The organism is uncultured Cellulomonas sp., assembly GCF_947494015.1.
Taxonomy (GTDB): Bacteria; Actinomycetota; Actinomycetes; order Actinomycetales; family Cellulomonadaceae; genus Pengzhenrongella.
On sequence record NZ_CANLTL010000002.1, the window covers coordinates 40,228 to 65,404 of the forward strand.

The 25,177-nt window shown below is 74.9% G+C and carries 24 protein-coding genes; 9 read left to right on the top strand and 15 right to left on the bottom strand.

The genetic code is table 11. The features are described from left to right. The first annotated feature begins 275 nt into the window (after positions 1-275). Positions 276-1,493: an EAL domain-containing protein gene (locus Q0840_RS02050; protein WP_298455615.1), complete on the top strand. Its 1,218-nt coding sequence runs from the start codon at positions 276-278 to the stop codon at positions 1,491-1,493. 5 nt (positions 1,494-1,498) lie between these two features. On the opposite strand, the gene Q0840_RS02055 is transcribed toward Q0840_RS02050, so the two are convergent. From Q0840_RS02055 to Q0840_RS02060, 3 genes are all read right to left on the bottom strand, one after another. Continuing rightward, positions 1,499-3,913 carry an excinuclease ABC subunit UvrA gene (locus Q0840_RS02055; protein ID WP_298455619.1) on the bottom strand — a complete coding sequence of 805 codons (2,415 nt, stop codon included), beginning with the start codon at positions 3,911-3,913 and terminating at the stop codon, positions 1,499-1,501. A 179-nt stretch (positions 3,914-4,092) separates the two neighbouring features. Further along, positions 4,093-4,419, bottom strand: coding sequence for a DUF4232 domain-containing protein (locus tag Q0840_RS19020; RefSeq protein ID WP_367183063.1), 327 nt, complete (start codon positions 4,417-4,419; stop codon positions 4,093-4,095). Positions 4,420-4,631: 212 nt separating this feature from the next. Continuing rightward, a complete protein-coding gene (locus tag Q0840_RS02060; RefSeq protein WP_298455622.1) occupies positions 4,632-7,172 on the bottom strand; it encodes a bifunctional diguanylate cyclase/phosphodiesterase in 2,541 nt (846 codons plus the stop codon). A gap of 369 nt (positions 7,173-7,541) precedes the next feature. On the opposite strand from Q0840_RS02060, the gene Q0840_RS02065 reads away from it, so the two are divergent. Further along, entirely contained in the window at positions 7,542-9,197 is a 1,656-nt protein-coding gene (locus Q0840_RS02065) for a S8 family serine peptidase (protein ID WP_298455624.1), read from the top strand. Between the two features lie 153 nt (positions 9,198-9,350). On the opposite strand, the gene hemQ is transcribed toward Q0840_RS02065, so the two are convergent. Further along, positions 9,351-10,130: a hydrogen peroxide-dependent heme synthase gene (gene hemQ / locus Q0840_RS02070; protein ID WP_367183055.1), complete on the bottom strand. Its 780-nt coding sequence runs from the start codon at positions 10,128-10,130 to the stop codon at positions 9,351-9,353. Then, on the bottom strand, positions 10,127-11,308 hold the full coding sequence (locus Q0840_RS02075) for a ferrochelatase (RefSeq protein WP_298455626.1): 1,182 nt from the start codon (positions 11,306-11,308) through the stop codon (positions 10,127-10,129). Before Q0840_RS02075 ends, hemQ begins: the two co-directional genes overlap by 4 nt. Before the next feature lie 271 nt (positions 11,309-11,579). On the opposite strand from Q0840_RS02075, the gene Q0840_RS02080 reads away from it, so the two are divergent. From Q0840_RS02080 to Q0840_RS02095, 4 genes are all read left to right on the top strand, one after another. Continuing rightward, positions 11,580-12,500 carry a serine/threonine-protein kinase gene (locus Q0840_RS02080; protein ID WP_298455629.1) on the top strand — a complete coding sequence of 307 codons (921 nt, stop codon included), beginning with the start codon at positions 11,580-11,582 and terminating at the stop codon, positions 12,498-12,500. A 37-nt stretch (positions 12,501-12,537) separates the two neighbouring features. Further along, on the top strand, positions 12,538-13,566 hold the full coding sequence (locus Q0840_RS02085) for an LLM class flavin-dependent oxidoreductase (protein ID WP_298455631.1): 1,029 nt from the start codon (positions 12,538-12,540) through the stop codon (positions 13,564-13,566). Positions 13,567-13,654: 88 nt separating this feature from the next. Continuing rightward, positions 13,655-14,548, top strand: a complete 894-nt coding sequence (locus Q0840_RS02090; RefSeq protein ID WP_298455634.1) for a hypothetical protein — start codon at positions 13,655-13,657, stop codon at positions 14,546-14,548. Continuing rightward, entirely contained in the window at positions 14,545-14,898 is a 354-nt protein-coding gene (locus Q0840_RS02095) for a GntR family transcriptional regulator (protein ID WP_367183056.1), read from the top strand. Before Q0840_RS02090 ends, Q0840_RS02095 begins: the two co-directional genes overlap by 4 nt. A 30-nt stretch (positions 14,899-14,928) precedes the next feature. Here Q0840_RS02095 and Q0840_RS02100 read toward each other — a convergent pair whose 3' ends face one another. The 3 genes from Q0840_RS02100 to Q0840_RS02110 all read right to left on the bottom strand — a co-directional run bounded on the left by Q0840_RS02100 (position 14,929) and on the right by Q0840_RS02110 (position 17,896). Beyond that, positions 14,929-15,900, bottom strand: a complete 972-nt coding sequence (locus Q0840_RS02100; RefSeq protein ID WP_298455637.1) for a YafY family protein — start codon at positions 15,898-15,900, stop codon at positions 14,929-14,931. 177 nt (positions 15,901-16,077) lie between these two features. Further along, a complete protein-coding gene (locus Q0840_RS02105; RefSeq protein ID WP_298455640.1) occupies positions 16,078-17,550 on the bottom strand; it encodes a PQQ-binding-like beta-propeller repeat protein in 1,473 nt (490 codons plus the stop codon). A gap of 46 nt (positions 17,551-17,596) precedes the next feature. Beyond that, positions 17,597-17,896, bottom strand: a complete 300-nt coding sequence (locus Q0840_RS02110; RefSeq protein WP_298455645.1) for a DUF6191 domain-containing protein — start codon at positions 17,894-17,896, stop codon at positions 17,597-17,599. A gap of 79 nt (positions 17,897-17,975) precedes the next feature. On the opposite strand from Q0840_RS02110, the gene Q0840_RS02115 reads away from it, so the two are divergent. The 3 genes from Q0840_RS02115 to Q0840_RS02125 all read left to right on the top strand — a co-directional run bounded on the left by Q0840_RS02115 (position 17,976) and on the right by Q0840_RS02125 (position 19,662). Then, complete coding sequence (locus Q0840_RS02115) at positions 17,976-18,569, top strand: DinB family protein (protein WP_298455648.1); 594 nt, start codon at positions 17,976-17,978, stop codon at positions 18,567-18,569. A 1-nt stretch (position 18,570) separates the two neighbouring features. Beyond that, positions 18,571-19,008: a VOC family protein gene (locus Q0840_RS02120; protein WP_298455651.1), complete on the top strand. Its 438-nt coding sequence runs from the start codon at positions 18,571-18,573 to the stop codon at positions 19,006-19,008. Positions 19,009-19,074: 66 nt separating this feature from the next. After that, the gene (locus Q0840_RS02125; protein WP_298456561.1) at positions 19,075-19,662 is read left to right on the top strand and encodes an NYN domain-containing protein; all 588 of its coding nucleotides are present in this window, start codon (positions 19,075-19,077) and stop codon (positions 19,660-19,662) included. A 31-nt stretch (positions 19,663-19,693) separates the two neighbouring features. On the opposite strand, the gene Q0840_RS02130 is transcribed toward Q0840_RS02125, so the two are convergent. From Q0840_RS02130 to Q0840_RS02160, 7 genes are all read right to left on the bottom strand, one after another. Next, a complete protein-coding gene (locus Q0840_RS02130) occupies positions 19,694-20,365 on the bottom strand; it encodes a copper resistance protein CopC (protein WP_298455653.1) in 672 nt (223 codons plus the stop codon). Between the two features lie 58 nt (positions 20,366-20,423). After that, positions 20,424-21,155 (bottom strand): ABC transporter permease, encoded by a 732-nt coding sequence (locus Q0840_RS02135; RefSeq protein ID WP_298455656.1) that lies wholly within the window; start codon positions 21,153-21,155, stop codon positions 20,424-20,426. Next, positions 21,152-21,877: an ABC transporter ATP-binding protein gene (locus Q0840_RS02140; protein ID WP_298455658.1), complete on the bottom strand. Its 726-nt coding sequence runs from the start codon at positions 21,875-21,877 to the stop codon at positions 21,152-21,154. The genes Q0840_RS02135 and Q0840_RS02140 overlap by 4 nt, the downstream gene beginning before the upstream one ends. A 39-nt stretch (positions 21,878-21,916) precedes the next feature. Next, positions 21,917-22,753, bottom strand: coding sequence for an SDR family NAD(P)-dependent oxidoreductase (locus Q0840_RS02145; protein WP_298455660.1), 837 nt, complete (start codon positions 22,751-22,753; stop codon positions 21,917-21,919). 33 nt (positions 22,754-22,786) lie between these two features. Next, on the bottom strand, positions 22,787-23,632 hold the full coding sequence (locus Q0840_RS02150) for a hypothetical protein (protein WP_298455662.1): 846 nt from the start codon (positions 23,630-23,632) through the stop codon (positions 22,787-22,789). Continuing rightward, entirely contained in the window at positions 23,629-24,069 is a 441-nt protein-coding gene (locus Q0840_RS19025) for a PadR family transcriptional regulator (RefSeq protein ID WP_367183057.1), read from the bottom strand. Before Q0840_RS19025 ends, Q0840_RS02150 begins: the two co-directional genes overlap by 4 nt. Before the next feature lie 85 nt (positions 24,070-24,154). Next, the gene (locus Q0840_RS02160) at positions 24,155-25,093 is read right to left on the bottom strand and encodes a glycoside hydrolase family 43 protein (RefSeq protein WP_298455665.1); all 939 of its coding nucleotides are present in this window, start codon (positions 25,091-25,093) and stop codon (positions 24,155-24,157) included. Positions 25,094-25,177 lie beyond the last annotated feature (84 nt).

The following is a 25,177-nucleotide window of genomic DNA, read 5'->3' on the forward strand; positions in this document are numbered from 1 at the left end:
GCCCGGTCGGCGCGCGTCGGCCCAGTCTGGCAGCGCGGTGGGGTCGGCCGTGGCCGGCGTCGACGGCGACACCCCCCGACTCGCTCACCGCAGCCGACCGGGCGATGTACGCCTCCGAGCGGACCGCCGACGCCGGCGCCGGGACGCCCGCGGCCTGACTGCCGGGGCCGCGTCCGCCCGGCCGCCGACGCCACGCCGTGCATTCGCCCGGCCCGGGGAAGTCAAGGCATGCTGTGACACATGAATGGCAGCTCCCAGCGCACGCTCTGGATGGTATGAGCCCGGCACTGACCCCCTCATCGGTCGGCGCTGTCGCGCGTGTCGTCGAGCTCGCCCGACGACATCTCGACATGGACCTCGCGGTGCTGTCCGAGTTCACCGACGGTCGCCAGGTCTACCGCTGGCTCGACGGGGACGCCGTCTCGTTCGGCCTGGGGCTCGGCGCCGGACCTGCGCTGGAGGACTCGTACTGCGCGCTGATGGCCGCCGGGGTCATCGACGGCGCGATCCCGGACGCCGCGGTCGAGCCGGCTGTCCGTGACCTGCCGGGCACCGCGGGCGCCGGCATCGGCTCCTACGTCGGGGCCCCGGTCCGGCTGTCGGACGGGTCGCTGTACGGGAGCCTGTGCGGGATCAGCCACGACGCCCGCCCCGTCGACGCCAAGGACGCACGCCTGCTCAGCCTGCTCGCCGACCTCCTCGCGGCCGACCTCGACCGCGAGGTGGAGGACCGGCGCGCCCGGGCCCGGGTCAGCGCCGTGATCGACGACGACCGCCTGGACATCGCCCTGCAGCCGGTCGTCGACCTGGCCGGCGGCACGGTCATCGGCGTCGAGGCGCTGTCGCGGTTCGACCCGTGCCTCGGCGCGCCCGATGCCGTCTTCGCCGAGGCGCACCGGCTCGGGCTGGGTCCGCAGCTCGAACGGCACGCGGTCCGGCGAGCCCTGGCCCTGCTGCCCCTCCTGACCGACGACCTGTTCCTGGCGGTGAACCTCAGCCCTGCCACCGCGCTGGAGCTGACCGACATGGTCGGTCGCGACGACCTGCCGATGGACCGGCTGGTGCTGGAGATGACCGAGCACGTCGCCGTCGAGGACTACTCCGAGCTCCGGCGGCGCCTGGCCCCGGCACGGCGCCGAGGGGTCCGCCTGTCCATCGACGACGCCGGCGCCGGGTACTCCTCGCTGCAGCACATCGTCGAGCTCGGCCCGGACATCATCAAGATCGACCGGTCGCTGATCGACGGCGTCTGGAAGGATCCCGTGCGCCGCAGCGTCGTGGGCGCCCTGGTCGCCCTGGCCCACGAGACCGGTGCCGACGTGGTCGCCGAGGGCGTCGAGGAGCTGGCCGACCTCACCGCGGCCGAGGCGCTCGGCGTCGACCACGTGCAGGGCTACTTGCTGGCCCGGCCGAGCACCGACCGGGCGCTGCTCAGCCGCTGGCGTGCGGCGCGCTACAGCTTCAGGGCCGCGGCCGACGCGCTGCTGGACTGAGCCCGTCACGCCCCCACGTACGCCGCCAGGTGCTCCCCCGTGAGGGTCGAGCGGGTCGCCACCAGGTCGGCCGGCGCACCCTCGTACACCACCCGGCCGCCGTCCCGCCCGGCGCCCGGGCCGAGGTCGATGATCCAGTCGGCGTGCGCCATCACGGCCTGGTGGTGCTCGACGACGACGACCGACTTGCCGGAGTCCACGAGCCGGTCGAGCAGCCCCAGCAGCTGCTCGACGTCGGCCAGGTGCAGGCCCGCGGTGGGCTCGTCGAGCACGTAGACCCCGCCCTTGTCCCCCATGTGGGTCGCCAGCTTCAGCCGCTGCCGCTCGCCGCCGGACAGCGTGGTGAGCGGCTGGCCGAGCGTCAGGTAGCCGAGGCCGACGTCGGCGAGCCGGTCCAGCACCGCCAGGGCGGCGGGCGTGCGCGCGTCGCCCTCGGCGAAGAACGACTGCGCCTCGGTGACCGGCATCGCGAGCACCTCGCTGATGTCGCGGCCACCGAGGTGGTACTCGAGCACCTCGGCGCCGAACCGCCTGCCCTCGCACTCCTCGCACGTGCTGGCGACCCCGGCCATCATCCCGAGGTCGGTGAAGATGACGCCGGCGCCGTTGCAGGCGGGGCAGGCGCCGGCGGAGTTCGCGCTGAACAGGGCGGGCTTGACCCCGTTCGCCTTGGCGAACGACTTGCGGATCGGCTCGAGCAGCCCGGTGTACGTGGCCGGGTTGCTCCGGCGTGAGCCCCGGATCGCCTCCTGGCCGACGGACACCACGCCGTCCCGGCCGGACACCGACCCGTGCACCAGGGAGCTCTTGCCCGACCCGGCGACGCCGGTCACGACCACGAGGACGCCGAGCGGGATGTCGACGTCGACGTCCTGCAGGTTGTGCGACGTCGCCCCGCGCACCTCCAGGGCGCCCGTCGGCGTCCGCACCTGGGCCTTGAGCGAGGCGCGGTCGCCGAGGTGCCGGCCGGTCAGTGTGCCGCTGGTGCGCAGCCCGTCCACCGTGCCCTCGTACACCACCTCACCGCCCGCGGCGCCGGCACCCGGCCCCAGGTCGACGACGTGGTCGGCGATCTCGATGACCTCGGGCTTGTGCTCGACGACGAGCACGCTGTTGCCCTTGTCGCGCAGCTGGCGCAGCAGGTCGTTCATGCGCTGGATGTCGTGCGGGTGCAGCCCCACCGTCGGCTCGTCGAAGACGTACGTGACGTCGGTGAGCGAGGAGCCGAGGTGCCGGATCATCTTGGTGCGCTGCGCCTCGCCGCCGGACAGGGTGCCGGCCGGCCGGTCGAGCGAGAGGTAGCCGAGGCCGATCTCGACGAACGAGTCCAGCAGGTGGCGCAGACCGGTCAGCAGGGGGGCCACCGACGGCTCGTCGAGGCCGCGCACCCACTGCGCCAGGTCGCTGATCTGCCACGTGCACACGTCGGCGATGCTCCGCCCGTCGATCAGCGACGACCGCGCCTCGGGGCCCAAGCGGGTGCCGTCGCACTCGGGGCAGGTCGTGAAGGTGACCGCCCGCTCCACGAAGGCGCGGATGTGCGGCTGCAGGCCGTCGACGTCCTTGGACAGGTACGACTTCTGGATGGCCGGGATCAGCCCGCTGTAGGTGACGTTGATCCCGTCGACCTTGACCTTGGTGGGCTCCCGGTGCAGCAGGTCGTGCAGCTCCTTCGTCGTGTACCGCGCGATCGGCTTGTCGGGATCGAAGTACCCGCAGCCGCGGAAGATGCGGCCGTACCAGCCCTCCATGCTGTAGCCCGGGATCGTCAGCGCGCCCTCGTTGAGCGACTTCGTGTCGTCGTACAGCGCGGACACGTCGATGTCGGTGACCGACCCCATGCCCTCGCAGCGCGGGCACATGCCGCCGAGCCGGTTGAACTCCGCCTTCTCGGCCTTGGTCCTGCCCGGTCCCCGCTCGACCGTGATCGCACCGCTGGCCCGCACGGATGGCACGTTGAACGAGTACGCGCCGGGGCCGCCGATGTGCGGCCGGCCGAGCCGGCTGAACAGGATGCGGAGCATGGCGTTGGCGTCGGTGGCGGTGCCGACGGTGGACCGCGGGTTGGCACCCATGCGCTCCTGGTCGACGATGATCGCCGTGGTCAGTCCGTCCAGGAGGTCCACCTCCGGCCGGGACAGCGTGGGCATGAAGCCCTGCACGAACGCGCTGTAGGTCTCGTTGATCAGCCGCTGCGACTCCGCGGCGATGGTCCCGAAGACCAGCGAGCTCTTGCCCGACCCGGACACACCCGTGAACACCGTGAGCCGGCGCTTGGGGATCTCGATGCGGACGTCCCGCAGGTTGTTCTCCCGCGCCCCGTGCACCCGGATCACGTCGTGGCTGTCGGCGGCGTGGGAGGACGCGTGCGGGTCCGTGCTCGACGACGTGCTCGACGACGTCCTCGTGGCCGTGGTCATGGGGTCTCCGATCGGGTCGCGGGCGCACGACGACGTCGCACGCGTCGATTCTGTCGGTCGCCGACGCCGCGCGGGAGTGGCCGGTCGAGGCGACACGGTGCAGACCGGCCGGTGCCGGCGAAGTCATCGACGGGGCGGCTCAGCCGGTGACGGGGAGGAAGGCGCGCACGCCCGGAGAGTCACGTCGTCGTCCGCGCCCGCCGTGTGCCGCGACTGCGCGAGGTCCAAGGGATCGGTCTCGCCCGGCGGGTAGACCCGGATGCCGTCCGGCGTCTGCGGGTCGCACTCGTCCCCGGGAGGCTCGCGGCGCGGGCGATGCTGAGCGGCGCCCGCGCCGATGCACCGGGGTCCGGGGTGATCGTGGGTCGCTCGCCGGCACGGTCGGGGTCGGCCGTGCCGGCGCCGAGCTGTGTGCCGTCGCCCTCAGCGACGAATGACACCCCGGGCCAGCCCTGCAGCGTGCACGGAGCGCGCCGGTGCCCGGCGAGCCCCCGTCCCCGGTGCAGGCCGGCACCGTCGAGACGGCCCCGGCGAGCACGAGGGCGACGAGGGCCTGACGGGTACGTGGTCTCCGGGTCATGCCTCTAGACGTCGCCCCAGGCGATCAACCATGCCTCCCGGACGGTTCCGGCGAGCGCGGCGCTCAGCGCCCCGGGGCCGTCCGTCCGCCACCGAGCAGGTGTCGGTCCCAGGCGCCGTCGGCGCTGTCGCGGGTGCCTCAGGGAACCACCTGGCGCGCCGACGACCGCGGCAGCACGGCACGCGCCGACTGCGTCGGGAGCGTGACCGGCGCGATGCGCGCCGTGCGGTACCCGGCACGCTCAACCGCCGGCACGAGCTCCGCGGGTGGCACCGGACGCGAGACGAGGTAGCCCTGGGCGAGGTCGCAGCCGAGTCCGTGCAGCTCGTCGAGGATCTCGACGGTCTCGACCCCCTCGGCCACCACCCTCAGCCCGAGGCTCTGCCCGAGGCCGATGATGCTGCGCACCAGCACACGGCTGGCCTTCGCGTCGTCCTGGCGGGCGAGCCCCAGCAGGAACGACCGGTCGATCTTCAGCTCGGCCACCGGCAGCTGCTGGAGGTACGCCAGGCTCGAGTACCCGGTGCCGAAGTCGTCGAGGGACAGGGTGATGCCGATCGCCTCGAGCCGCTCGAGCGTCGGCACGGTGCGCTCGGGGTCGCCCATGACGCTGCTCTCGGTGATCTCGAGGATCAGCCGGTGCGCCGGGACGCCGGCGAGGGCGAGCGCCGCGGCGACCCGCTCGGGAAGCTGGGGGTCGTTGACGTTCCGGGCCGACAGGTTCACGGCGACCGCGATGTCGTGACCCGCGTCGCGCCACCGGCGGCACTGCCGCAGCGCCTTGAGCAGCACCGTCTGCGTCAGCTCCTCGATGAGGCCGGTCGACTCCGCGACCGGGATGAACACGGCCGGCGACACCGGGCCCAGGGTCGGGTGCTGCCAGCGGACGAGCGCCTCCACGCTGGTCACCACGCCGGACCGGATGTCGAGCTTGGGCTGGAAGTGCAGGTCGAACCGGTCGTCGTCCAGGGCGGCACGCATGTCCACCAGCAGCGCGAGCCGCTCACGACGGCCCTCGTCCAGGCGGTCGGTGTAGACCACCGCCGGCAGGCGGGCGTCCTTGGCTGCGTACATCGCGGTGTCGGCGTGGCGAAGCAGGTCCGCGCCGTCCTGGCCGTCGGCCGCGACGGCGGCCCCGACGCACGCACCGGTGGTGACTGCGGCGTCGGACAGCTCGACGGGCTGCCCGAGCGAGCGGGTGATGCGCTGCGCCAGTGCGAGCGCCTCGTTCTCCGGGTGCAGGGACGGCGGGATGACGACGACGAACTCGTCGCCCCCGAGCCGCCCGACGGTGCAGCCGGGCGGGACGGCCTCCACCAGCCGGTGCGCGACCACCTGCAGCAGACGGTCCCCCACGTGGTGCCCGAAGGCGTCGTTGACCTCCTTGAACCGGTCCAGGTCGAGCAGCAGCACGCTGACCCGGCCGGCCTCCGGGAGGCCGCCCATCAGGTCGGCCAGGCGGTCGGCGAGCAGTGCGCGGTTGGCCAGGCCGGTCAAGACGTCGTGCGTGGCCTCGTAGCGCAGCTGCTCGAGCAGCCGGACGCTGTGGAGGGCGACCGCGAGATGGCCGCCGAGCGTCCGCAGCAGCGCGAGGTCGTCGTCGGTGAACCGGGTGCGGTCCCCGAGTCGGTCGAGGACGGCGAGCGTCCCCCGCGTGGCCGCCGCCTCGACCGGGACAGCCAGCGTCTCGGTACCCGCGGCTGTGGCGGCCTCGGCGACGACCAGGACCCCGTCCTCGGCAACGCACAGGACCGTGTCGGGGCCGTCGTCGCCACCGGGGACGGTCAGCTCGGCCCGCTCGGCGTGCAGCAGGTCCCGGACCTTGGGCAGCAGGCGCCGGGCGAGCTCGGTGACGTCGCCCGCGCCCTCGCCCAGGCGGATGAAGTCCTGCAGGTCCTGCAGGGACCGGTGTCGGCGGCGCAGCACGAGGTAGGCGCGGTACGACAGCGCGGCCACGACGGCGACGCCGACGAGCAGCACCATGCCGAGCGACCCGGAGACGAGCAGCTCCGCGCTGATGAGCCCGATCGCTGTGTTGAGCCCCACGAAGGCGCCGGCGGACACGAGCACCTCGACGACGTCGTCGCGTCCCACCGGGCCGCCGTTGACGCGGATGACGACCAGCACCAGACCGCTCATGAGCAGGTCCACCATGGCGAGCACGACGAAGCACAGGCCTGCGGCGGCCAACGACAGCTGCGACCGCTCGCCCACCAGCAGGTGGGTCAACGTGATGACGGCGCCCACATCCACCAGGTAGCTCGCCGTGTTGAAGGCGAACTTCACCGGGGGCACGCGCTGGACGACGAACGCGACGACCGCCGCGCCCAGCCGTGCCGCCAGCAGCAGGTGCGGCGGGCAGTACAGGAGCCCCAGCAGCAACGGCACGCCGGAGAGCGAGAACGAGTACGCCTGACTGCGCACCTCGATGCGCGCCTGGCCGAGCTCGGTGAGGAAGAACATGACGGTCAGCCCCGCGACCGCTGCGAGCATCGTGGAGGGGCCGGCCGGCACGGGCAGCAGCGGCGCCGACGGCAGGCGCACAGCGAGCAGCGTCCCCGTCACCAGGAGCGCGACGGTCAGTGCGCCGGTGAGCGCCATCGGACCCGCGAACCACCGGACCACCCGGCGGCCGAGCGCGTCAGCCGCCGGATGGTCCGTCGTCCCTCGGTGTTCCACGTCAGCTCCCCCGCCCCGTCCGTCTCTGTGGCCGCCCTATCGGCAGCCCCGGGTCCCCGGCCAGGAGTCCCGGGACGTCGATCGCTCCCGAGCGCGCCGCACTCGCGTGGCTGCTCCCCTCCGGTGCCCCCACGGGGGGTCCGGCCAGCACGGGTCCGAGGGTCGTCCGCGGCCGCGCCTGCGACGGCACCGACCGGTGCGGCACGTGGACGTGCTGTGCGCCGTACGGGTATCCCAAATCGGTCGGTCCGACGCCGCCGCTGAGCCGACGGAGTGGTGTCGACGCCGGCTCCCGAGGGCTTTCTGAATCCCGCGTCCATACTGATTCCGCGCGGCGGACCCGCCGCGCTTTCCGAAGGGAATCGGATGATGAAACTGGGCAGAAGCCCGCGGCGCTGGCTGCTCGTGTCGGTCTCCGGGGCCGTGTGCGCCAGCACCCTGGTGGCCGGTCCCGCGTACGCGGGAGCACCGAAGCCGCCGACGGACACGGATGTCGTCGGTACGACGTGGGGCGACGAGAAGGCCGACAAGAAGTCGCTCGACTGGTACGACAAGAATGATGCCAAGAAGGACCCGGGTTCCCTGTACACCATCACGGACGCCATCGGCGCCCGTGACGTGTGGAAGTCCAAGGACGCCCAGGGGCGACCCGTCACGGGTCAGGGCGTGACCGTCGCCGTCATCGACTCCGGTGTGGCCGGAGTCGCCGGACTGGACGCACCGGGGAAGATCGTGCGCGGGCCGGACCTGTCGCTGGAGAACAACAGCCAGACCGAGCTGGGGTACGACACCTTCGGGCACGGCACCCACATGGCCAGCATCATCGCGGCCAAGGACGCTGCCGCCGTCGACCCCAGGTCGGGCGCGCTCAAGGCGGGGGACGCCTCCGTCCAGCTCGGTGTCGCTCCGGACGCACAGGTCCTGGCGCTCAAGCTCGCCAGCACGGACGGCAGCACCGACGTCAGCCAGGTCATCGCCGCGCTCGACTGGGTCACCGAGCACAAGGACGACGACGGGATGAACGTCCGCGTCGTCAACCTGTCGTTCGGCACCGAGGCGCTGCAGCCCTACGAGGCCGACCCGCTGGCCGCCGCCGCCGAGAACGCCTGGCGCAAGGGTCTGATCGTCGTCGTGTCCGGCGGCAACGGCGGTCGGGACGCGAACGGCCTGACCAACCCCGCCATCGACCCGTACGTGCTCGCCGTCGGCGCGAGCGACGCCAACCTCAAGGTGGACGGGTGGACGAAGCACCCGCGGGTCGCCGACTTCTCCTCACGTGGCACGCAGGAGCGACACGTCGACCTCCTGGCACCCGGCGCTTCCGTGGTCGGTCTGCGCGGCCCCGGCTCGTGGGTCGACCTCAACCACCCCGAGGGCCGCGTCGCCGGTGACCAGTCCGGTCGGCTCTTCCGCGGCTCAGGGACCTCGCAGGCGGCGGCCGTGGTCAGCGGTGCGGTCGCCCTCATGGTGCAGGCGTACCCCGAGCTCACACCGGACCAGGTCAAGGCCGCTCTCATGCAGAGCGCGACCGAGCTCAAGGGCAACGCCGACCCGATCGACGCCGGCGCGGGCCAGATCGACGTCGACGACGCCGTGGAGGTCGTCAAGAAGGCCGCGGGCTCCAAGACGCCGGCAGCCACCCCGCTGGCTGCCCGGCAGTCCTTCCCCGTCGCCACCGGCACCGGCTCGCTCGAGCTGGCCCGCGGCGGCGCGAACCTGGTCGACCCGACCACCGGCGCGCTGCTGGTCGGCGAGGTCGACGTGCAGGGTCAGCCGTGGGACGCCACCACCTGGGCTCGGGAGTCCGCCGCCGGGACCACCTGGTCCGGCGGCACGTGGAACCGCGCGCGCTGGAGCGGTGACGGCTGGACCTCGCAGGGCTGGTCGCGTGCCCGGTGGTCCGGCGAGACCTGGTCCCGCGCCCGCTGGTCCGACGTCTCGTGGGAGCGCGCGCGGTGGTCGCGTGCCCGGTGGAGCGACGCCTCGTGGGAGCGGGCGCGCTGGTCGGGCTCGGCCTGGAGCTGATCGCACCGCCGAGGAGCACCTGCGGGCGGGCCGCACCGAGACCAGCTCGGTGCCGCCCGCCCGTCGCCGTGCCGGGCCCCGGCGGGACGGTGAGGTCTCAGCGCCCGGCGGGCAGCCGGGCACGTCCTCCGGCTGCCCCGGGGAGCGCCGCGCTCAGTCCTCGACCGGCTGCTTGTCCGCCCACGCCCGCAGGGTGACCCGCGGACCGGTGTAGAAGGGGATCTCCTCACGCACGTGCCGGCGGGCCTCGGTGGCACGCAGCTCGCGCATGAGGTCGACGATGCGGTGCAGCTCGTCGGCCTCGAACGCCAGGATCCACTCGTAGTCACCCAGGGCGAACGCGGACAGCGTGTTGGCGCGGACGTCGGGGTAGTCCCGGGCCGCCTGACCGTGCTCGATCAGCATGGTCCGGCGCTCGTCCTCGGGCAGCACGTACCAGTCGTAGGACCGCACGAACGGGTACACCGACAGGTACTCGCGCGGCGGCTCACCGGCCAGGAACGCCGGGACGTGACCCCGGTTGAACTCCGCCGGGCGGTGCAGGGCGACGACCGACCACACCGGCATGAGGTAGCGACCCATCGGGCTGCGGCGCAGTCGCTGGTAGGCGCCCTGCACGGCCTCGACCGTCTCGCCGTGCCACCACACCATGAGGTCGGCGTCCGCCCGCAGCCCCGCGACGTCGTACCAGCCACGCACCACGAGGTCACCGCCGGCCTCGGCGATCGCCGTCTCCGCCTGCACGACGACGGCGAGCCGCTCGGCGTCGTCGGCGGGCAGCGGGACCTCGAGGGAGAAGACCGACCACATCGCGTAGCGGATCCGGCTGTTCACGTCGTCGGCGACATCGGGGGCGTGGCCGCCCACGGGCGCGGCGGACGAGGCGGCCCCGGACGGGTCGCCGGCGCCGGGACGCTCGTCGCGGGCGCTCATCGGGTCACCGCCGTGACCGGGTCGGAGCCGCACGCGGCGGGCACGCCGGAGTCCTCACCGGCGCGCAGCCGGCAGCAGCCGGGCCGGCACGGGCTGGGCCAGGCCCCGAGCGAGCCCACGGTGACGGCCTCGACCTCCTCACCGCGCTCGGCGGCGGCACGCTCGAGGACCATGTCCACCAGCGCCTCGACGAACGGCGCCCGGGTCGAGACGGTGCCCGCGCGGACGGCGGTCATGCCGAGCTCGCCGGCGGTCTCCATGGCCTCGGTGTCGAGGTCGTAGGCGACCTCCATGTGGTCGGAGATGAACCCGATCGGCGACATCACCGCACTGCGGGTACCGGCCTCGGACAGCTCCGTCAGGACGTCGTTGACGTCCGGCTCGAGCCACGGCTGGCTCGGCGGGCCGGACCGCGAGCAGAACGCGAGCGACCACCGGACCGGAGCGCCCAGCCGCTCGCCGACCTCGGCGGCGATCAGTCCGCCCACGTCCAGGTGCTGGGTGCGGTAGCTCGGCCGCTGCGCGCCCGAGGCCTCCTCCATGGTGTCCGGGATGGAGTGGGTCACGAACACCAGCGGGGCCGACCCCGCCACCCCCGGGAGGTCCTGGCCCGTCTTCTCGGCGAGCTGGGTGTAGGCCTCGACGACGGCGTCGGCGTTGGCCCGCACGAAGCCCGGGTGGTTGAAGTAGTGGCGCAGCTTGTCCACCACGAGGCCCGCGCTGCCGTCGTCGCCGGTGGGCGTGGTCGCCCCGAGCTCGACCAGCGCCGCGGCGAGGTTCTCGCGGTACTGGCGGCAGCCGGAGTACGACCCGTACGCGCTCGTCACGACGGCCAGCACCCGCGTCGCGCCGGCGTCCCGCAGCTCGGCGAGCGCCTGGGTGGTGTACGGCTCCCAGTTGCGGTTGCCCCACGCGACCGGCAGGTCGACACCGCGCCGCTCGAGCTCGGCGCGCAGCGCGGCCATCAGCGCGAGGTTCTGCTCGTTGATCGGGCTGCGACCGCCGAAGTGGTAGTAGTGCTCCCCGACGGCGACCAGGCGCTCCTCGGGGATGTTCTTGCCCCGGGTCACGTTCCGCAGGAAGGGCAGCACGTCGTCGGGCTCGTTCGGCCCGCCGAACGAGAACAGCAGCAGGGCGTCGTAGGGGCTGGGCGTGCGCGGCGCAGTCGGTGAGGACACGCCACGATTCTCGCACCGCCCGCCGACGTCGCCCGCGCTGGGAGGCGTCCGCCGCCCGTGATCTTGTCGACACGTCGGGTCGCGACGTGCCGCGCGGGGCAGATCACGGACCGGTGACGGCCGCAGCCGGACGGGTGGTCCTCGGCGAGCCGGGGTGCATCCGGCGTCTGCTCCTCCTAGCGTCGGGCAGGGGCACACGCGGCCGCTCGCCGGCGGCCGGATCGACCGAGCGCGGCGGCCCACGGCCGGCGCAGGGCGGGGAGGAGCGGCCATGGTGCACGACGCCGTGCTGGTCGGTGCCACCCTCGGCCACCGGTTCCGGCTCGAGAGCCACCTCGGCAGCGGCGGCATGGGCGACGTCTTCCGCGGCACGGACGACCGCCTGCGACGCCCGGTGGCGCTGAAGATCTTCTCGCTGGCCGGCGCGGGAGCCCAGGACATTCGCCGCTACGCCGACGAGGCGCGCGTGCTGGCCGGGCTGTCTCACCCCAGCCTGGTCGCCCTGTACGACGTCGGGGCGGACACCGGCCCCAGCTCGGAGCCGCTGGCCTTCCTCGTCATGGAGCTCGTCGACGGCCCCACGCTCCAGCAGCGCATCGAGGACGAGCCGCTGACCCCCCTGGAGGTGGCTGACGTCGGCCGGCAGCTCGCCGACGCCCTGGGGCATGCCCACGCGGCGGGGGTGGTGCACCGCGACATCAAGCCGGCGAACGTGCTCATCACCGACGAGGCCACGCTCAGCGGCGACCCCGATGCCCCGGTGCTCACCGTCAAGCTCGCCGACTTCGGCATCGCCCAGTCCGAGCGGGGCTCGGCCCACCCCGATGCCCGCCCGACCGAGGCGACCCTGGGCACCGCGAGCTACCTCAGCCCGGAGCAGGCGCTCGGCAAGCCGCTCGGGCCGGCGTCGGACGTGTACTCCCTCGGCCTGGTGCTGCTGGAGGCGATCACCGGCGAGCGCGCCTACTCCGGAGCGCCGCTGACCAGCTCCCTCGCGCGCCTGATCGAGCCGGTGGAGGTGCCGCGCAGCCTCGGCCGCGGCTGGTGGGCGCTGCTGACGGCGATGCTCGCACCCCACCCGGACGACCGCCCGACGCCGTCGGCCGTGGCCGAGCGGCTGCGGACCCTGCGCCGCCCGGCGCTCGACGAGGCCGAGGCGGCCGCCGGCACCGATGCGACACCGACCACCTGACCACCTGACCACCGACGAGCACACCGGGAGCCGGAACGTGGAGCTGGGGATCACGACCTTCGCCGAGACCTACCCGGACCCGGTGACCGGCGCCCCGACGGCGCACGGCGAGCGGCTGCGGCAGGTGGTCGAGGAGATCGAGTGCGCGGAGAGCGTCGGGCTCGACGTGTACGGCGTCGGCGAGCACCACCGGGCCGACTTCGCGGCGTCGGCCCCGGCGGTCGTGCTGGCCGCAGGGGCCGCCCGAACCAGCCGCATCCGGCTCACCAGCGCCGTCACCGTGCTGAGCTCGGACGACCCGGTACGCGTGTTCCAGGACTTCGCGACGCTCGACGGGCTGTCCGGCGGCCGCGCCGAGGTGATGGCGGGCCGCGGCTCGTTCGTCGAGTCGTTCCCGCTCTTCGGGTACTCCCTCGACGACTACGACGAGCTGTTCACCGAGAAGCTCGAGCTGCTGCTCGCGATCCGCGACTCCGAGCGGGTGACCTGGAGCGGGCGGCACCGTGCCGCCCTGCACGACCAGGGCGTGTACCCGCGCCCGGAGCGCGAGCCGCTGCCGGTATGGGTCGGCGTCGGCGGCAACCCGGAGTCGGTCGTCCGGGCCGGGACGCTCGGGCTGCCCATGGCGCTGGCCATCATCGGCGGGCGCCCGGAGCAGTTCGCGCCGCTGGCCGAGCTGCACCGGCGCGCCGTCGCCCAGGCGGGGCACAGCCCCGTGCCGATCGCCGTGCACGCGCACGGCTACGTGGCAGCCACCACGGACCGGGCCGGCGAGGAGTACTTCCCGTCCTACGCCCACGCGATGTCCGTGATCGGCCGCGAGCGCGGCTGGGGCGCGATGACCCGGCCCGCGTTCGACGCCATGCGCTCGCGGACGGGGTCGCTCGTGCTGGGCGACCCGGCCGCCGTCGCGGCCAAGATCCTGCAGCTGCGCGAGTGGCTCGGGATCGAGCGGTTCATGCTGCACCTCAGCGTCGGGACGCTGCCCCACGAGCGGGTGCTCGAGGCCATCCGGCTGCTCGGCACCGAGGTCGCGCCCCTGGTCCGCGACGGCTCGACGAGCTAGCCCGGAGCGGCGCCCGTCGCCGTGCTCGTTTGTCGCAGGTTTGTCGTGCTACGGTTGCGACAAACCTGCGACAAGTACGGAGGACGACGTGCTCGACACCGCCTTCTTCATCGCCTTCTTCGCCGCGGTCGCCGCCGGCGCTCTGTACCGTACGGGCCCTCGCCGGACCCGGACGGCGCACGCGTTCGCCCGCCGGGTCGACCTCGGGCTCCCGCCGGACCTCGAGCCCGTGGTCGCCCGCCGGCTCGCCGGCCGCCAGCGGGCCGGTGCCCGGGGTGCGCTCGCCGGACTCGCCCTCCTGACGGTCGGTCTCGCCGCGGCCCGGCCGGACCGCCTGGCGATCGGTGGGCTCGTCGCGCTGTGCGTGGCGGCCGGCGGTCATGCCCTCGGGCAGGGGGCCGCGGCCTGGCGCGAGACCACCCGGGTGCCCGGCGACGGCGCCCGGATCGCGCGCGCGTCGACCCCCGCCCACAGCGACTACGTCGCCCGCCACGAGCGGTGGGGCGGCTGGGTGCTCGCCGGCGTGTCGCTCGCGGTCGCCGTGGCGATCGGCGCGGCGCCCCGCGCCGGTCTGGACGTGGGCCCCCTGCCGTGGGTGCTGGTCGTCGCGGCCGCCGTCGTGCCCGCGGCCGTCATGGCGGCCTACGAGCTGGCCGCCGCGCGACTGCTGGACCGCCCCCAGGTCGCCATGACGCCCCTCGAGCTCGCCTGGGACGACGCCCTGCGCTCGAACACCCTGCGGGACATGCTCGGGGCCGTGCTCGCCCTCGGGATCGGGCTGCCACTCGCACTGCTGGCCGTGGTCGGCGACGGCCTCGAGGGCGGCTGGCCGGCCAACCCCGCGGTGGGCCTGGTCGCCGGCGCCGTCCTCGTCCTGGTCTGCGGCGGCCTCCTGACCACCCTGGTCAGCCTCGCGCTCGAACCGCAGCGGCACTTCCGCACCCGGCTGTGGCCGCAGCCCACGGAGCGGACGCACGCATGATGCTCGTCGTCGACCCCGCCTCGCACGTCCCGCCCTACGAGCAGGTGCAGCGGCAGATCGAGCAGCTCGTGGCGGACGGCACGCTGCCGCCCGAGCACCGGCTGCCGACGGTCCGCCGCCTGGCCGGGGACCTCGGGCTCGCCGTGAACACGGTCGCCCGCGCGTACCGCGAGCTCGAGCAGTCCGGCGTCGTGGAGACCCGCGGGCGGCACGGGACGTTCGTGGCCACCCGGGGCCGCGATCGCGACCGCGAGGGGGCGCTGGCAGCCCAGCAGTACGCGCGGCGCCTGCGCGAGCTCGGCTTCGACGTGGACGGCGCGCTGCGCCTGGTGCGCGACGCGTTCGGGTGAGGCCACCGGCGAGCCCCGCGCGCGCCGGCGTCACGCCGGGCGGTCCGGCGGCTCGGCGAGCGCAGCCGCGCGCCGGGCGAGCTCGGCCGCGGCCGCGCGGAGCTCAGCCGGCTCGAGCACCTGCGCCGGGAAGCCCAGCTGGGCCACGTGCGCCGCGAGCCACCCGAGGTCGTCCCCGCCGACGACGAGCACGCACCACCCGTCGCGGTCGTCCTCGACGCGGCCGACCTGCGGCGGCACGAGCGCCCGGACCAGGTCCGGCGGCGCGTGCACCCGCACCCGCGCGAGGTGCCGGTAGGGCGACCCGGTCACCGACCGCTGCACGTGCTCGACCGGGTCCGGGTGCTCGCGGCGCGCGAACCGCCAGGTCGTCGCGGTGACGGCGCGCATCCGGTCCAGGCGGAAGGTGCGCCAGTCCGCCCGGTCGACGTCCCAGGCCATCAGGTACCACCGGCGCCCGGTGGTGACCATCCGGACCGGTTCGGCCGTGCGGTCCTGCGCGGCGCCGTCGCGGCCGGAGTAGCCGAACCGGACCCGGACGGCGTCCCGGCACGCCCGTGCGATCGTCACCAGCACCTCGGCGTCCACCTGCGGGCCGGGACCCACGAGCGTGTCGGTGGCGCCGTGCACGGCGCGGACCTCGGCGCGCAGGCGCGGCGGCATCACCTGGTCGAGCTTGGTCAGGGCACGCAGCGCGGCCTCGGCGGCGCCCGCGACCGTCCCCCCGGACGCCAGCCGCAGCGACACCGCGGTCGCGATCGCCTCCTCGTCGTCCAGCAGCAGCGGCGGCAGCCGGGTCCCGGCCCCCAGGCGGTAGCCGCCGCCGACGCCGGCCGTGGCGTGCACCGGGTAGCCCACCGCACGGAGCCGCTGCACGTCCCGGCGCACCGAGCGGTCGGTGACACCGAGCTCGGCGGCGAGATCGGCCGCCGTCCAGGTCGGCCGGCGCTGCAGCAGCGCGAGCAGCCGCAGCACCCGCTCGGTGGTCGCCTCGACGCTCACGCCGTCACCTCGTCACCTCGTCACCCGCCCGGCGCGGGCCGATGGTGGTGGATGCGACGAGCACGACGGCGGGTGCGGCCGGCCGCCGCACCGCTCGGTCGCCTGGAGACATCCGGGCGCTCCCCTCGATCACCGTCTCGTCCGGGTCCACGGCTGCTCGTGCCTGCCGCCGACCCGTCAGGGACGCATCGCCACCATCTCCCCCGGACCCACCACGAGCACCGTGCCGTCGGGCAGCGGCACCAGGGCGCCCTCCGCGACAGGAGGCGCCATGCTCCACAGCCGCTCACCGGTCCGCACGTCCCGGGCGGCGATCTCCCGGTCGGCACCGGCGCCCTCCGCGACCAGGATGCGGCGGCCGTCCGTGACGATCTCCCAGCCGGCGAAGTACGGCGTCGAGCCTGGCGCCGACTCCCACCGCACGTCCCCCGTGCGGGCGTCCAGCGCGACCGTGCGCGAGCCGTCCGCGAGCAGCACCACCCCGCCGAGCACCCCGATCTCCCCGCCCTGCACCTCGGAGGTCCAGCGCTGCTGGCCGGTGGCCAGGTCCACCAGCCCGAGCCGCCAGTCGGCACTCGCGCCGTCGACGTCCAGAGCCGGGACGGCGCCCGGCACGGAGCCGTCGTCGACGGCGAGCGGGGGCACGATGCCGGGCACGGTCACGGGCCGCCCGCCGTCGGCGGGGTGCACCGTGGTCCGGTACGCGCCGGAGCCCGACGGCCGGTACTCCAGCCAGCGGCCGTCGGGCAGGCCGACCCGCTCGGGGGGCACGGACGCCGGGCCGCCCGCCGGGGCCTCGGTCGCGGCGCCGGTCGCCAGGTCCAGGGCCACCGACCAGGTGCCGAGGTCCAGGCCGATCGTCGCCCCGGTCGAGCTCCATCCCCACCCGGCGGCGGCCGGGACCTCGGGGGCGGGCTCGGCACCGTGGTGGGCCCACCGCTGCTCTCCCGTGCGCAGCGACCAGCGGCCGGCCACCACGCGCCGCTCCGCATCGAGCCCGATGCTCACCAGGTCGCCGTCGACCACCTGCCACATGTCGCCCGCGGGCATCGCGATCGTGTGCCGGGTGCGGCCGGTCGCGGGGTCGACGACGTGCGCGGACGCCGGCTGCGCACCGGTCGCGCCGGGCGGTCGCATGCCGCCGCCCTCGACGCACACCAGGACGTCGCCCGGTCGGACCCGCAGGGTCGAGCCGGCCGCGGCGTACCGGTCCGCGAGCGCGCCGTCGGTGGTGGCGACCTGGCACGCCCCCGGTGTCGAGTACCGCGTGGAGCCGTCGTCCAGCTCGGTCCCGACCACGGCCAGCGCATCGGCGTCCCAGTTCACGACGAGGTCGTCCGTCGTCGCGACCAGGCCGCCGCCCGCCGCGCGCCAGTCCTCGCGGAGCGGGTCCGCCAGGGACGAGGTCAGCCCCGGGACGTCCGCCAGCCGGGCGTCGAGCGCACGCTCGGCACCGACCCGGGCGACCGCGACCCCGCTGCCGCCGAGCAGGATCGCGGCGACCGCGGTGATCGCGACCTCGCGCGGGACCCGGCCGAGCGCCGACCGCAGCGGTGGCGGTGGCGGGGCGGCGCCGCCGGACCCGGTGGCGTCGTCGAGGTCACCCTCGACCAGCTCCACCTCGACGTACCGGTCCGCCGCGCGCTGCACCACTGCAGGCTAGCGCCGCCGCTCGCCACGCCCGGGGGGGCACCGGTCAGCCGGGCGGGCGCAGGTCGGCGACGCCCGCGTCCAGGTCGACCGGCGGTGCGCCGTCGCCCGGGTGCCTGCGCTCGTCGCGCCGACGCTCGCGCTCCTCCACGACGTGTGCCCTGCTGGGCTGGAACACCTCGATGAGGTCTGCCAACGCACCGGCGGCAGCAGCGCCGCCGGCGCCCCGAGCGCGGCGACCACCGCGCGGTCGCCGCCCGCGCCGGTCGAGCACCCCCCGAGCCACGAGCCGATCGATCGCGACCACCGCCAGGACACCGGCGGCGACCCACCCGACCACGTCCATGCGCCCAGTGTGAGCACCGATCCGGCGGAACCGCGCATGCCGGAACACAGCTGTCCGGTATCGGCAGCACGCTGGCACCATGACCCCGATCACCGACCTCGCCCTCGGTCCCCTGCTGCGGGACCAGATCGACTGGCACTGGACCCACGCGGTCCGTCCGCGCCTCGACGGCCTCACCGACGAGGAGTACTTCTGGGAGCCGGCGCCGGGCGCCTGGAACGTGCGGCCACGCGGCACCGGGAGCGCACCGGTCGCGGCCGGCGCGGGTGCGATGACGATCGACTTCGCGGTGCCCGAGCCGGACCCGGCACCGTTCACGACGATCGCCTGGCGACTGGGGCACGTGATCGTCGGCGTGCTGGGCACGCGCAACGCCGCGCACTTCGGTCGTGCGCCGGTCGAGTACGAGTCCTTCACGTACGCGGCCACCGCGACCGCCGCGTTGGCCCAGCTCGACGCCGAGTACGCGACCTGGCTGGCGGGGGTGGAGTCCCTCGGCGACGCCGGCCTGGCGCGCCCGTGCGGGCCGAGCGAGGGCCCGTGGGCCGACGCTCCGCTGGCCGCGCTCGTGCTGCACATCCACCGCGAGCTCATCCACCACCTCGCCGAGCTCTGCCTGCTGCGGGACCTCTTCCTGCACACCCACCGCCCCGCTCTCCCGGAGGACAGCTGACATGGCCCGGACCGTCCAGATCACCGTCGACTGCGCCGACCCCGGAGCCCTCGCGCCCTTCTGGGCGCAGACCCTGGGCTACGTGGTGCAGCCCCCTCCCCCGGGGTTCGCGTCCTGGGAGCAGGCCCTGGAGGCGTTCGGCGTGCCGGCCGAGCGGCGCAACGACGCGTCCGCCGTCGTCGATCCCGACGGCGCCGGACCGCGCGTGTACTTCCAGCGGGTGCCGGAGGGCAAGCAGACCAAGAACCGTCTGCACCTGGACCTGCGGGCAGCCCCCGGCCTGGAGGGCGAGGAGCGGATGGCGAGGCTGGAGGAGGAGGCGGCGCGCCTGGTCGCCCTGGGCGCGACCCGCTTGCAGCGGCACGAGCCCGACCTGCCGCTCGGCGCCGGCCACATCGTGATGGCCGACCCCGAGGGCAACGAGTTCTGCCTGGACTGACGGCGTCCCCGTCCCGACCCGGGTCGGGACCGCCACCGGGGACCTCCCGGCGACCGGGGCCCTAGGCTGGCGGGCGTGACCGCCGAAGCCGTGAGCCCGCGCACCACGTACGTCCTGGTCGACGGCGAGAACATCGACGCGACGCTGGGGTCGGCGATCCTCCAGGGGCGCCCGACGCCGGAGCAGCGCCCGCGCTGGGAGCGCATCCTCGACTTCGCCCAGCGGACGTGGAGCCAGCCGGTCAAGGGCCTGTTCTTCCTCAACGCGTCGTCGGGCACCATGCCGATGTCCTTCGTCCAGGCCCTCACCGCGATCGGCTTCCAGCCCATCCCGCTGTCCGGCGAGTCGTACGAGAAGGTCGTCGACATCGGCATCCAGCGCACGCTCGCGGCGCTCGCCGACCGGACCGGCGACGTGCTGCTCGCGAGCCACGACGGCGACTTCGCGGCCGACGTCGCCCGGCTGCTCGACGACGCCGACCGCCGCGTCGGGCTGCTGGCGTTCCGCGAGTTCACCAGCAGCGGGCTGACCCAGCTCACGGACCGGGGCCTGACGCTCTTCGACCTCGAGGGCGACGTCAAGGCGTTCAACGTGCAGCTGCCTCGCCTGCGGATCATCCCGCTCGCCGAGTTCGACCCGCTGCGCTACCTCTGACGACGCCGCCGTCGGCGCACCGGCGTGCCGGTCAGCGCCGGTCGGCAGCGTCCGGGCGGCGACGCACCGCCCAGGCAGCGACCGCCCCGATCACCAGGGCGATCGCGACGCCGATGACCCAGGGCGCGACACCGCCCGACGACGCCTCGGGCCCCGCGTCGGCGTCCGCGTCCGGCAGGACGTCGGCCGGCGCGTCCTCGGCGACCGCCTCGGACGGCGACGGCCCGGGCTCGGGGCTCGCAGCGGGCGCCGGCGTGGTCGTCACCGTCGGAGCCGGCTCGGCCGGGGCCGTACCGCCGGCGGCCGTGAACGTCAGCGCGCCGGAGATCGGGTGCCCGTCGCCCGAGGTGACCCGCCACGCGACGCTGTACTCCCCGGCGGGCAGGTCCGCGGCCAGCGGCTGGCTCACCGTGGTGTCGACGACCTGCGGGTCGCCCTCGCTGACGACCTGGCCGTCGGGGCCGGTGACCTCGATCTGGGTGCCGATCGCGAGCGGCACGTCGGTGAAGACGAGGTCCACGCTGGCCGGCGGCGTCGCCACCGACTCACCATCGGCGGGTGTCGAGCCGGTCAGCGCGTCGTGCGCCGCGGCGGGTCCGGCCAGACCCGCGAGGGTGAGCAGCGCCGCGAGGAGCACGAGGACGGAGCGGGACGAGGACCGGCGGGACGAGGACCTCAGGGAGGACAGGGCGACGAGGGGCACCTCGACAGCGTAGGCGGCCGCGGCGCCCGAGCGGCGGGCGTCCGGTCACCCGGGCCCGTCAGGCCGTCCGGCGCCGCAGCGTCGTCGCGCCCACCACCACGGCCGCCGCGATGAACCCGGCGATGACCGCCACGTCGCGCCAGACGGTCCCCAGCGCGCTCTCCCGTGCGAGGCTCTGCATCGCCTCGACCGCGTAGGTCAGCGGCAGCACGACCGAGAGCGCCTCGAGCACGCCGGGCAGCTGGTCGCGCGGCATGACCGCCCCGCACACGATGATCTGCGGCAGCAGCACCGCCGGCATGAGCTGCACCGCCTGGAACTCGGTGTGCGCGAGCGCGGACGCGGCCAGGCCCAGGGCGGTGCCCAGGACGGCGTCGAGCACGGCGACGAGCAGGACGGCGGCGAGCGGGCCGGTGACGTCCATCCCGCACACCCCGACCGCGAACGCGACGAGGACGACCGCCTGGAGCGCGGCGAGCACCCCGAAGGCGAGCGCGTAGCCCCCGACGAGGTCGCCGCGGCCGACCGGGGTCGTCATGAGCCGCTCGAGCGTGCCGCTCTGCCGCTCGCGCAGCATCGTCACGCTGGTGATCAGGAACATCACCAGCATGGGGAACAGGCCCAGCAGCACGGGCCCGAAGGAGTCCAGCACCCCCGTGCCGTCGAACATCCAGGCGATCAGGCCCAGCAGCAGGCACGGCAGCAGCACGAGCAGCGCGATCGTGCGCCGGTCGTGACGCACCTGGCGCAGGACCCGCCCGGCCGTCACGAGGGTCAGACGCGGGCTCATCGTGCACCACCCTCCACCAGCGTCAGGAAGGCGCGTTCCGCGTCGGGCGCACCGGTCCGGGCGAGCAGGTCGGGCAGCGTGGCGTCCGCGAGCAGCCGGCCCTCGCGCAGCAGCAGCAGCCGGTCGCAGCGCTCGGCCTCCTCCATCACGTGGCTGGACACGAGCAGGGTCGACCCGGCACCGGCGAGCCTGGCGAACAACCCCCAGAGGTCGCGCCGGAGCACGGGGTCCAGGCCCACGGTCGGCTCGTCCAGGACGAGCAGGTCCGGGCTTCCCAGCAACGCCACCGCGAGCGACACCCGGGACCGCTCCCCTCCGGACAGGACGCCGACCCGGCGGCCGCCCAGCCGGGTGAGGTCGACGGCGGCGAGGACCCGCTCGACCTCCTCGGCACCCACCCCGAGCAGGGCCGCGAAGTACCCCAGGTTCTCCCGGACGGTCAGGTCGGGGTAGACGCTCGGGCTCTGCGCCATGTACCCGATCCGGCGGCGCAGCTCCGCGTCCCCGGCCGGGCGACCGAGGACGCGCACGGTCCCGGCCGTCACCACCTGGAGCCCGACGACGGCGCGGAGCAGCGTCGTCTTGCCGCTCCCGCTGGGCCCGAGCAGGCCCACCACCGCGCCGGCGGGCACCGACAGGTCCATGCCGGGCAGCACCTCGGCGCCACCGCGGACCACCCGCAGCCCACGGACCTCGACGATCGCGCCCGTGCTGCCGGCCATGCACCGACGCTACGCCGGTGCACGGCCGCGCGGCACGGCTCAGGCGACCGGGTCACCCGGTCCGTAGGGCGCGAGCCGCAGCACTCGCCCGTCCGACGCGACGACGTCGTCGGCGGCGGCCAGCAGCGACTCGACCGTGTCCGTCCCGGCCCGCACGAACCGCCCGGACAGCTCGTCCAGCCGACCCTCGGCGAAGGCCAGCAGCAGGGCCACGACGTCGGCCGGTGCCGTCCAGTCGGTGCGGTCGTCGTGCACGGGCATCGACGCCGTCATGTCGGTCGCGACGGTGCCCGGCGCGAGGTCCAGCACCCGCAGCCCTGCAGCCCGGTACTGGTGGTCCAGCAGCGCGGTGAACCGGGCCAGTGCGCCCTTGCTGATGCCGTAGCCGGTGTAGGCGGGCGCCAGCCGGTGGGCCGAGCCGCTGTTGACGTTGACGACCCGCCCCCCGCCGCGCGCGAGCATGCCCGGCAGGGCCGCGTGGGTGACCAGCAGCGGGTTGCGGACGTTGGTCTCGATCACGCGCCAGACGTCCTCGGGGTCGTCCTCACCGAAGGGCACCTCGCGCTGCTCGATCACCCCGGCGTTGTTGACGAGCAGGCTCGGGGCTCCGAGCGCGTCCTCGACCTGGTCGACGGCGCGGCGGGCGTCGTCGGGCACGGCGAGGTCGCCGGTCACGACGGCGGTGCGCACGCCGGCGTCCGCGCAGCGCCCCGCCACCTCGTCCAGCGGACCCCGGCTGCGGGCGACCAGCCCGACGGCGTAGCCGGCGGCGGCGAGGCCGAGCGCGAGGTCACGGCCGATGCCGCGCCCCGCCCCGGTGACCAGGGCGATGCGGGGCTCGACGGGCGGGGTGGCGGGCACGGTGGTGGTGGTCATAACCCCATGCTGCCCGGCCGGGCGGCGTGCGACTCAGCGGAGCAGCAGCTCGATCGCGACGAGGACCAGTGCGGCGGCCGGCACCAGCAGCGCACCGCCGTACCGCAACGCCGTGAGCCCCCACCGCGCACCGCCCGCGTGAGGACCCGGCGCACCGCGCCCGTCGGTGCCCGTCGCCGTGGCTGCGGCCGTGCGGTGGACCGTGGCCGACACCGGGTCGTCGGCGCCGACGTCGCCGTGCAGCAGCACCAGCTGCCACACCGTGCCGGCCACCACCAGGACGCCGCCGGCGGTCAGGGCGAGCGCGCCCGGCACGGTCACCAGGACGTCGCGGAGGACCAGGAACAGCACCACGAGCACCCCCAGGTGGGCCATGGCGGCTGCCCAGGCGAGCACCGGCCGTTGCACGACGAACCGCACGACCGGGGTGAACCACCGCAGGGCGGCCGCGACGCCCACGAGCAGCAGGACGGCGGCGGCCACCAGGCCGGAGGTGAGCTCCAGCGGCTCCCCCGTCCGCACCGTGGATGCCGAGCCCGACACCAGGAGCAGTCCGGTCCCCGGCAGCACCCACGGCAGGACGGGTCCGAGGTCCTCGCGGGTGACCGGGACGGGGGGCAGAGCCAGGGTGCGGGCGTAGGCGACAGGGTCCCCGAACGCCTCCCGCACGCCCTCGCCGCTGTCCGCGCAGTGCGAGCCGACCTCCACCAGCGCGTCCCCGATCGCCCGACCGGGAACGTCGAGCATGCGCAGCTCGAGGATGAAGTCGTCCGCCCAGCCGGGGTCGACCCCGGGGGCGAGCGCGGCGGTCACGGGCGCCATCGAGCCGGGCCGGCGGCGCGCCGAGCGGCTCGTGCGCGCGGGAGCGTGGTGCGTCATCGTCGTGCTCCGTCCCGGACCGGCTGCGGTCCCGTGGCGTCGTGCGGCTCGGACGAGGACGGGCCGTCCTCGCCGTCGTGCTTCCGCGCCGGTGCGGGCGCCGGCGCGGACGTGACCAGGTCGGACGTCAGACGGGCGAAGGCGACCCACCGGGCGGCCCCCTGCTGCCAGGCGCGCCGGCCGTCGTCGGTCAGCGCGTAGTACTTGCGGCCGGGACCGCCCTCCCCGGCACGCCACTCGACCGCGACCAGGCCCGCGGTCTCGAAGCGGGTCAGCAGGGGGTAGAGGGTGCCGCCCTTGAGCGCGCCGAGCCCGGCCTCGCCGAGCCGGGTCGCGATCGCATAGCCGTAGGTGGGGCCGTCCGCGAGCACCCGCAGGACGCACACCTCGAGCACGCCGCGGAGCCAGTCGCCGGGCCAGGGGGACGTCTCGCTCACGCAGTAGACAGTACGGCTGACTAGACAGTCTGTCTACCAAGCGAGCGTGACTGGTTCCGTCGGCGACCGGGTGGCCGACGGCGGCTCAGAACCCGGGCACGTGCGGTCCGTCGTCGTCCCACAGCAGCGGCGAGACGTACATGCGACGGCGCAACCGCTCGTGGTCCCAGGCGTGGTAGACGATCACGTCCGCACCGCTCGGGTCGGTGACCACGCTGTTGTGGCCGGGGCCCAGCGCCCACCCCTCGACGGTGTGCAGCACCCGGCGTGGGACGGCCGGCAACCGCCACGGACCCAGCGGGTGGTCCGCCTCGGCCCAGGACACCCCGTAGGTCTCGTTCTGCCAGTTGCCGCCGGAGAAGAAGCAGTAGAGGCGGTCCCCGCGCCGCCGGACGAACGGGCCCTCCAGGGTGTGCCAGTCGTACACCTGTCCGTACATCTCGCGCTGCCGCAGGAAGATCTGCCAGTCGTCGTCGGGCCGCAGGATCGTCCTGGCCTCGCCCGCCACCTGCGTCGGCGACACCAGCCGGTCGACGGCGAGCATCGTGCCCACCCGGTCCCCCTCCAGGACGTCATGGGCGTGGTACAGGTACCAGCTGCCGTCGTCGTCGCGGAAGGGATGCGGGTCGATCGCGAACCGCGCGTCGGGCGTGAGGTCCACCCCGCAGTCGACGAACGGACCGGTGGCGACGTCCGCCGCCGCGACGCGCAGGTGGTGGTCGTGGACGCCGTGCCCGACCGAGTAGTACATCCAGAACCGGCCGTCCACCTCGGCCACCTCGGGCGCCCAGTAGTCCGTCCCCGACTCGACCGGCAGCGGCTCGAGCGCGCCGCCGTGGTCGGTCCAGTGCTCGAGGTCCGGCGACGTCAGCACCCGCAGCTCCCGGACGTCGTCCGGGCTACGGTCCGGAGCGTCCGGTGGGAAGGTCCCGTACGCCGCGTACCCGTCGCCCGTGCGCAGCACGAACGGGTCGGCGAGGTAGCCGGGATGGACGGGCACGTGCTCGCGGTCGACGGCCGACATCGGCGCTCCCCTTCCGGGCGCGGCTGGCGGCGGTGCGCAGCCGACCCGGCGGACCATAGCAACGCGGTCCCACGTGCCGCCCAC

Bases quoted from the DNA above. Each gene is read 5' to 3' on its own strand.
- Q0840_RS02145 (WP_298455660.1), bottom strand. From the start codon at position 22,753: ATGACCACCACCACCGTGCCCGCCACCCCGCCCGTCGAGCCCCGCATC.
- Q0840_RS02055 (WP_298455619.1), bottom strand. From the start codon at position 3,913: ATGACCACGGCCACGAGGACGTCGTCGAGCACGTCGTCGAGCACGGAC.
- Q0840_RS02115 (WP_298455648.1), top strand. From the start codon at position 17,976: ATGACCCCGATCACCGACCTCGCCCTCGGTCCCCTGCTGCGGGACCAG.
- Q0840_RS02110 (WP_298455645.1), bottom strand. From the start codon at position 17,896: ATGGACGTGGTCGGGTGGGTCGCCGCCGGTGTCCTGGCGGTGGTCGCG.
- Q0840_RS02150 (WP_298455662.1), bottom strand. From the start codon at position 23,632: ATGACGCACCACGCTCCCGCGCGCACGAGCCGCTCGGCGCGCCGCCGG.
- Q0840_RS02135 (WP_298455656.1), bottom strand. From the start codon at position 21,155: ATGAGCCCGCGTCTGACCCTCGTGACGGCCGGGCGGGTCCTGCGCCAG.
- Q0840_RS02120 (WP_298455651.1), top strand. From the start codon at position 18,571: ATGGCCCGGACCGTCCAGATCACCGTCGACTGCGCCGACCCCGGAGCC.
- Q0840_RS02095 (WP_367183056.1), top strand. From the start codon at position 14,545: ATGATGCTCGTCGTCGACCCCGCCTCGCACGTCCCGCCCTACGAGCAG.
- hemQ (WP_367183055.1), bottom strand. From the start codon at position 10,130: ATGAGCGCCCGCGACGAGCGTCCCGGCGCCGGCGACCCGTCCGGGGCC.
- Q0840_RS02160 (WP_298455665.1), bottom strand. From the start codon at position 25,093: ATGTCGGCCGTCGACCGCGAGCACGTGCCCGTCCATCCCGGCTACCTC.
- Q0840_RS02080 (WP_298455629.1), top strand. From the start codon at position 11,580: ATGGTGCACGACGCCGTGCTGGTCGGTGCCACCCTCGGCCACCGGTTC.
- Q0840_RS02140 (WP_298455658.1), bottom strand. From the start codon at position 21,877: ATGGCCGGCAGCACGGGCGCGATCGTCGAGGTCCGTGGGCTGCGGGTG.
- Q0840_RS02050 (WP_298455615.1), top strand. From the start codon at position 276: ATGAGCCCGGCACTGACCCCCTCATCGGTCGGCGCTGTCGCGCGTGTC.
- Q0840_RS02065 (WP_298455624.1), top strand. From the start codon at position 7,542: ATGAAACTGGGCAGAAGCCCGCGGCGCTGGCTGCTCGTGTCGGTCTCC.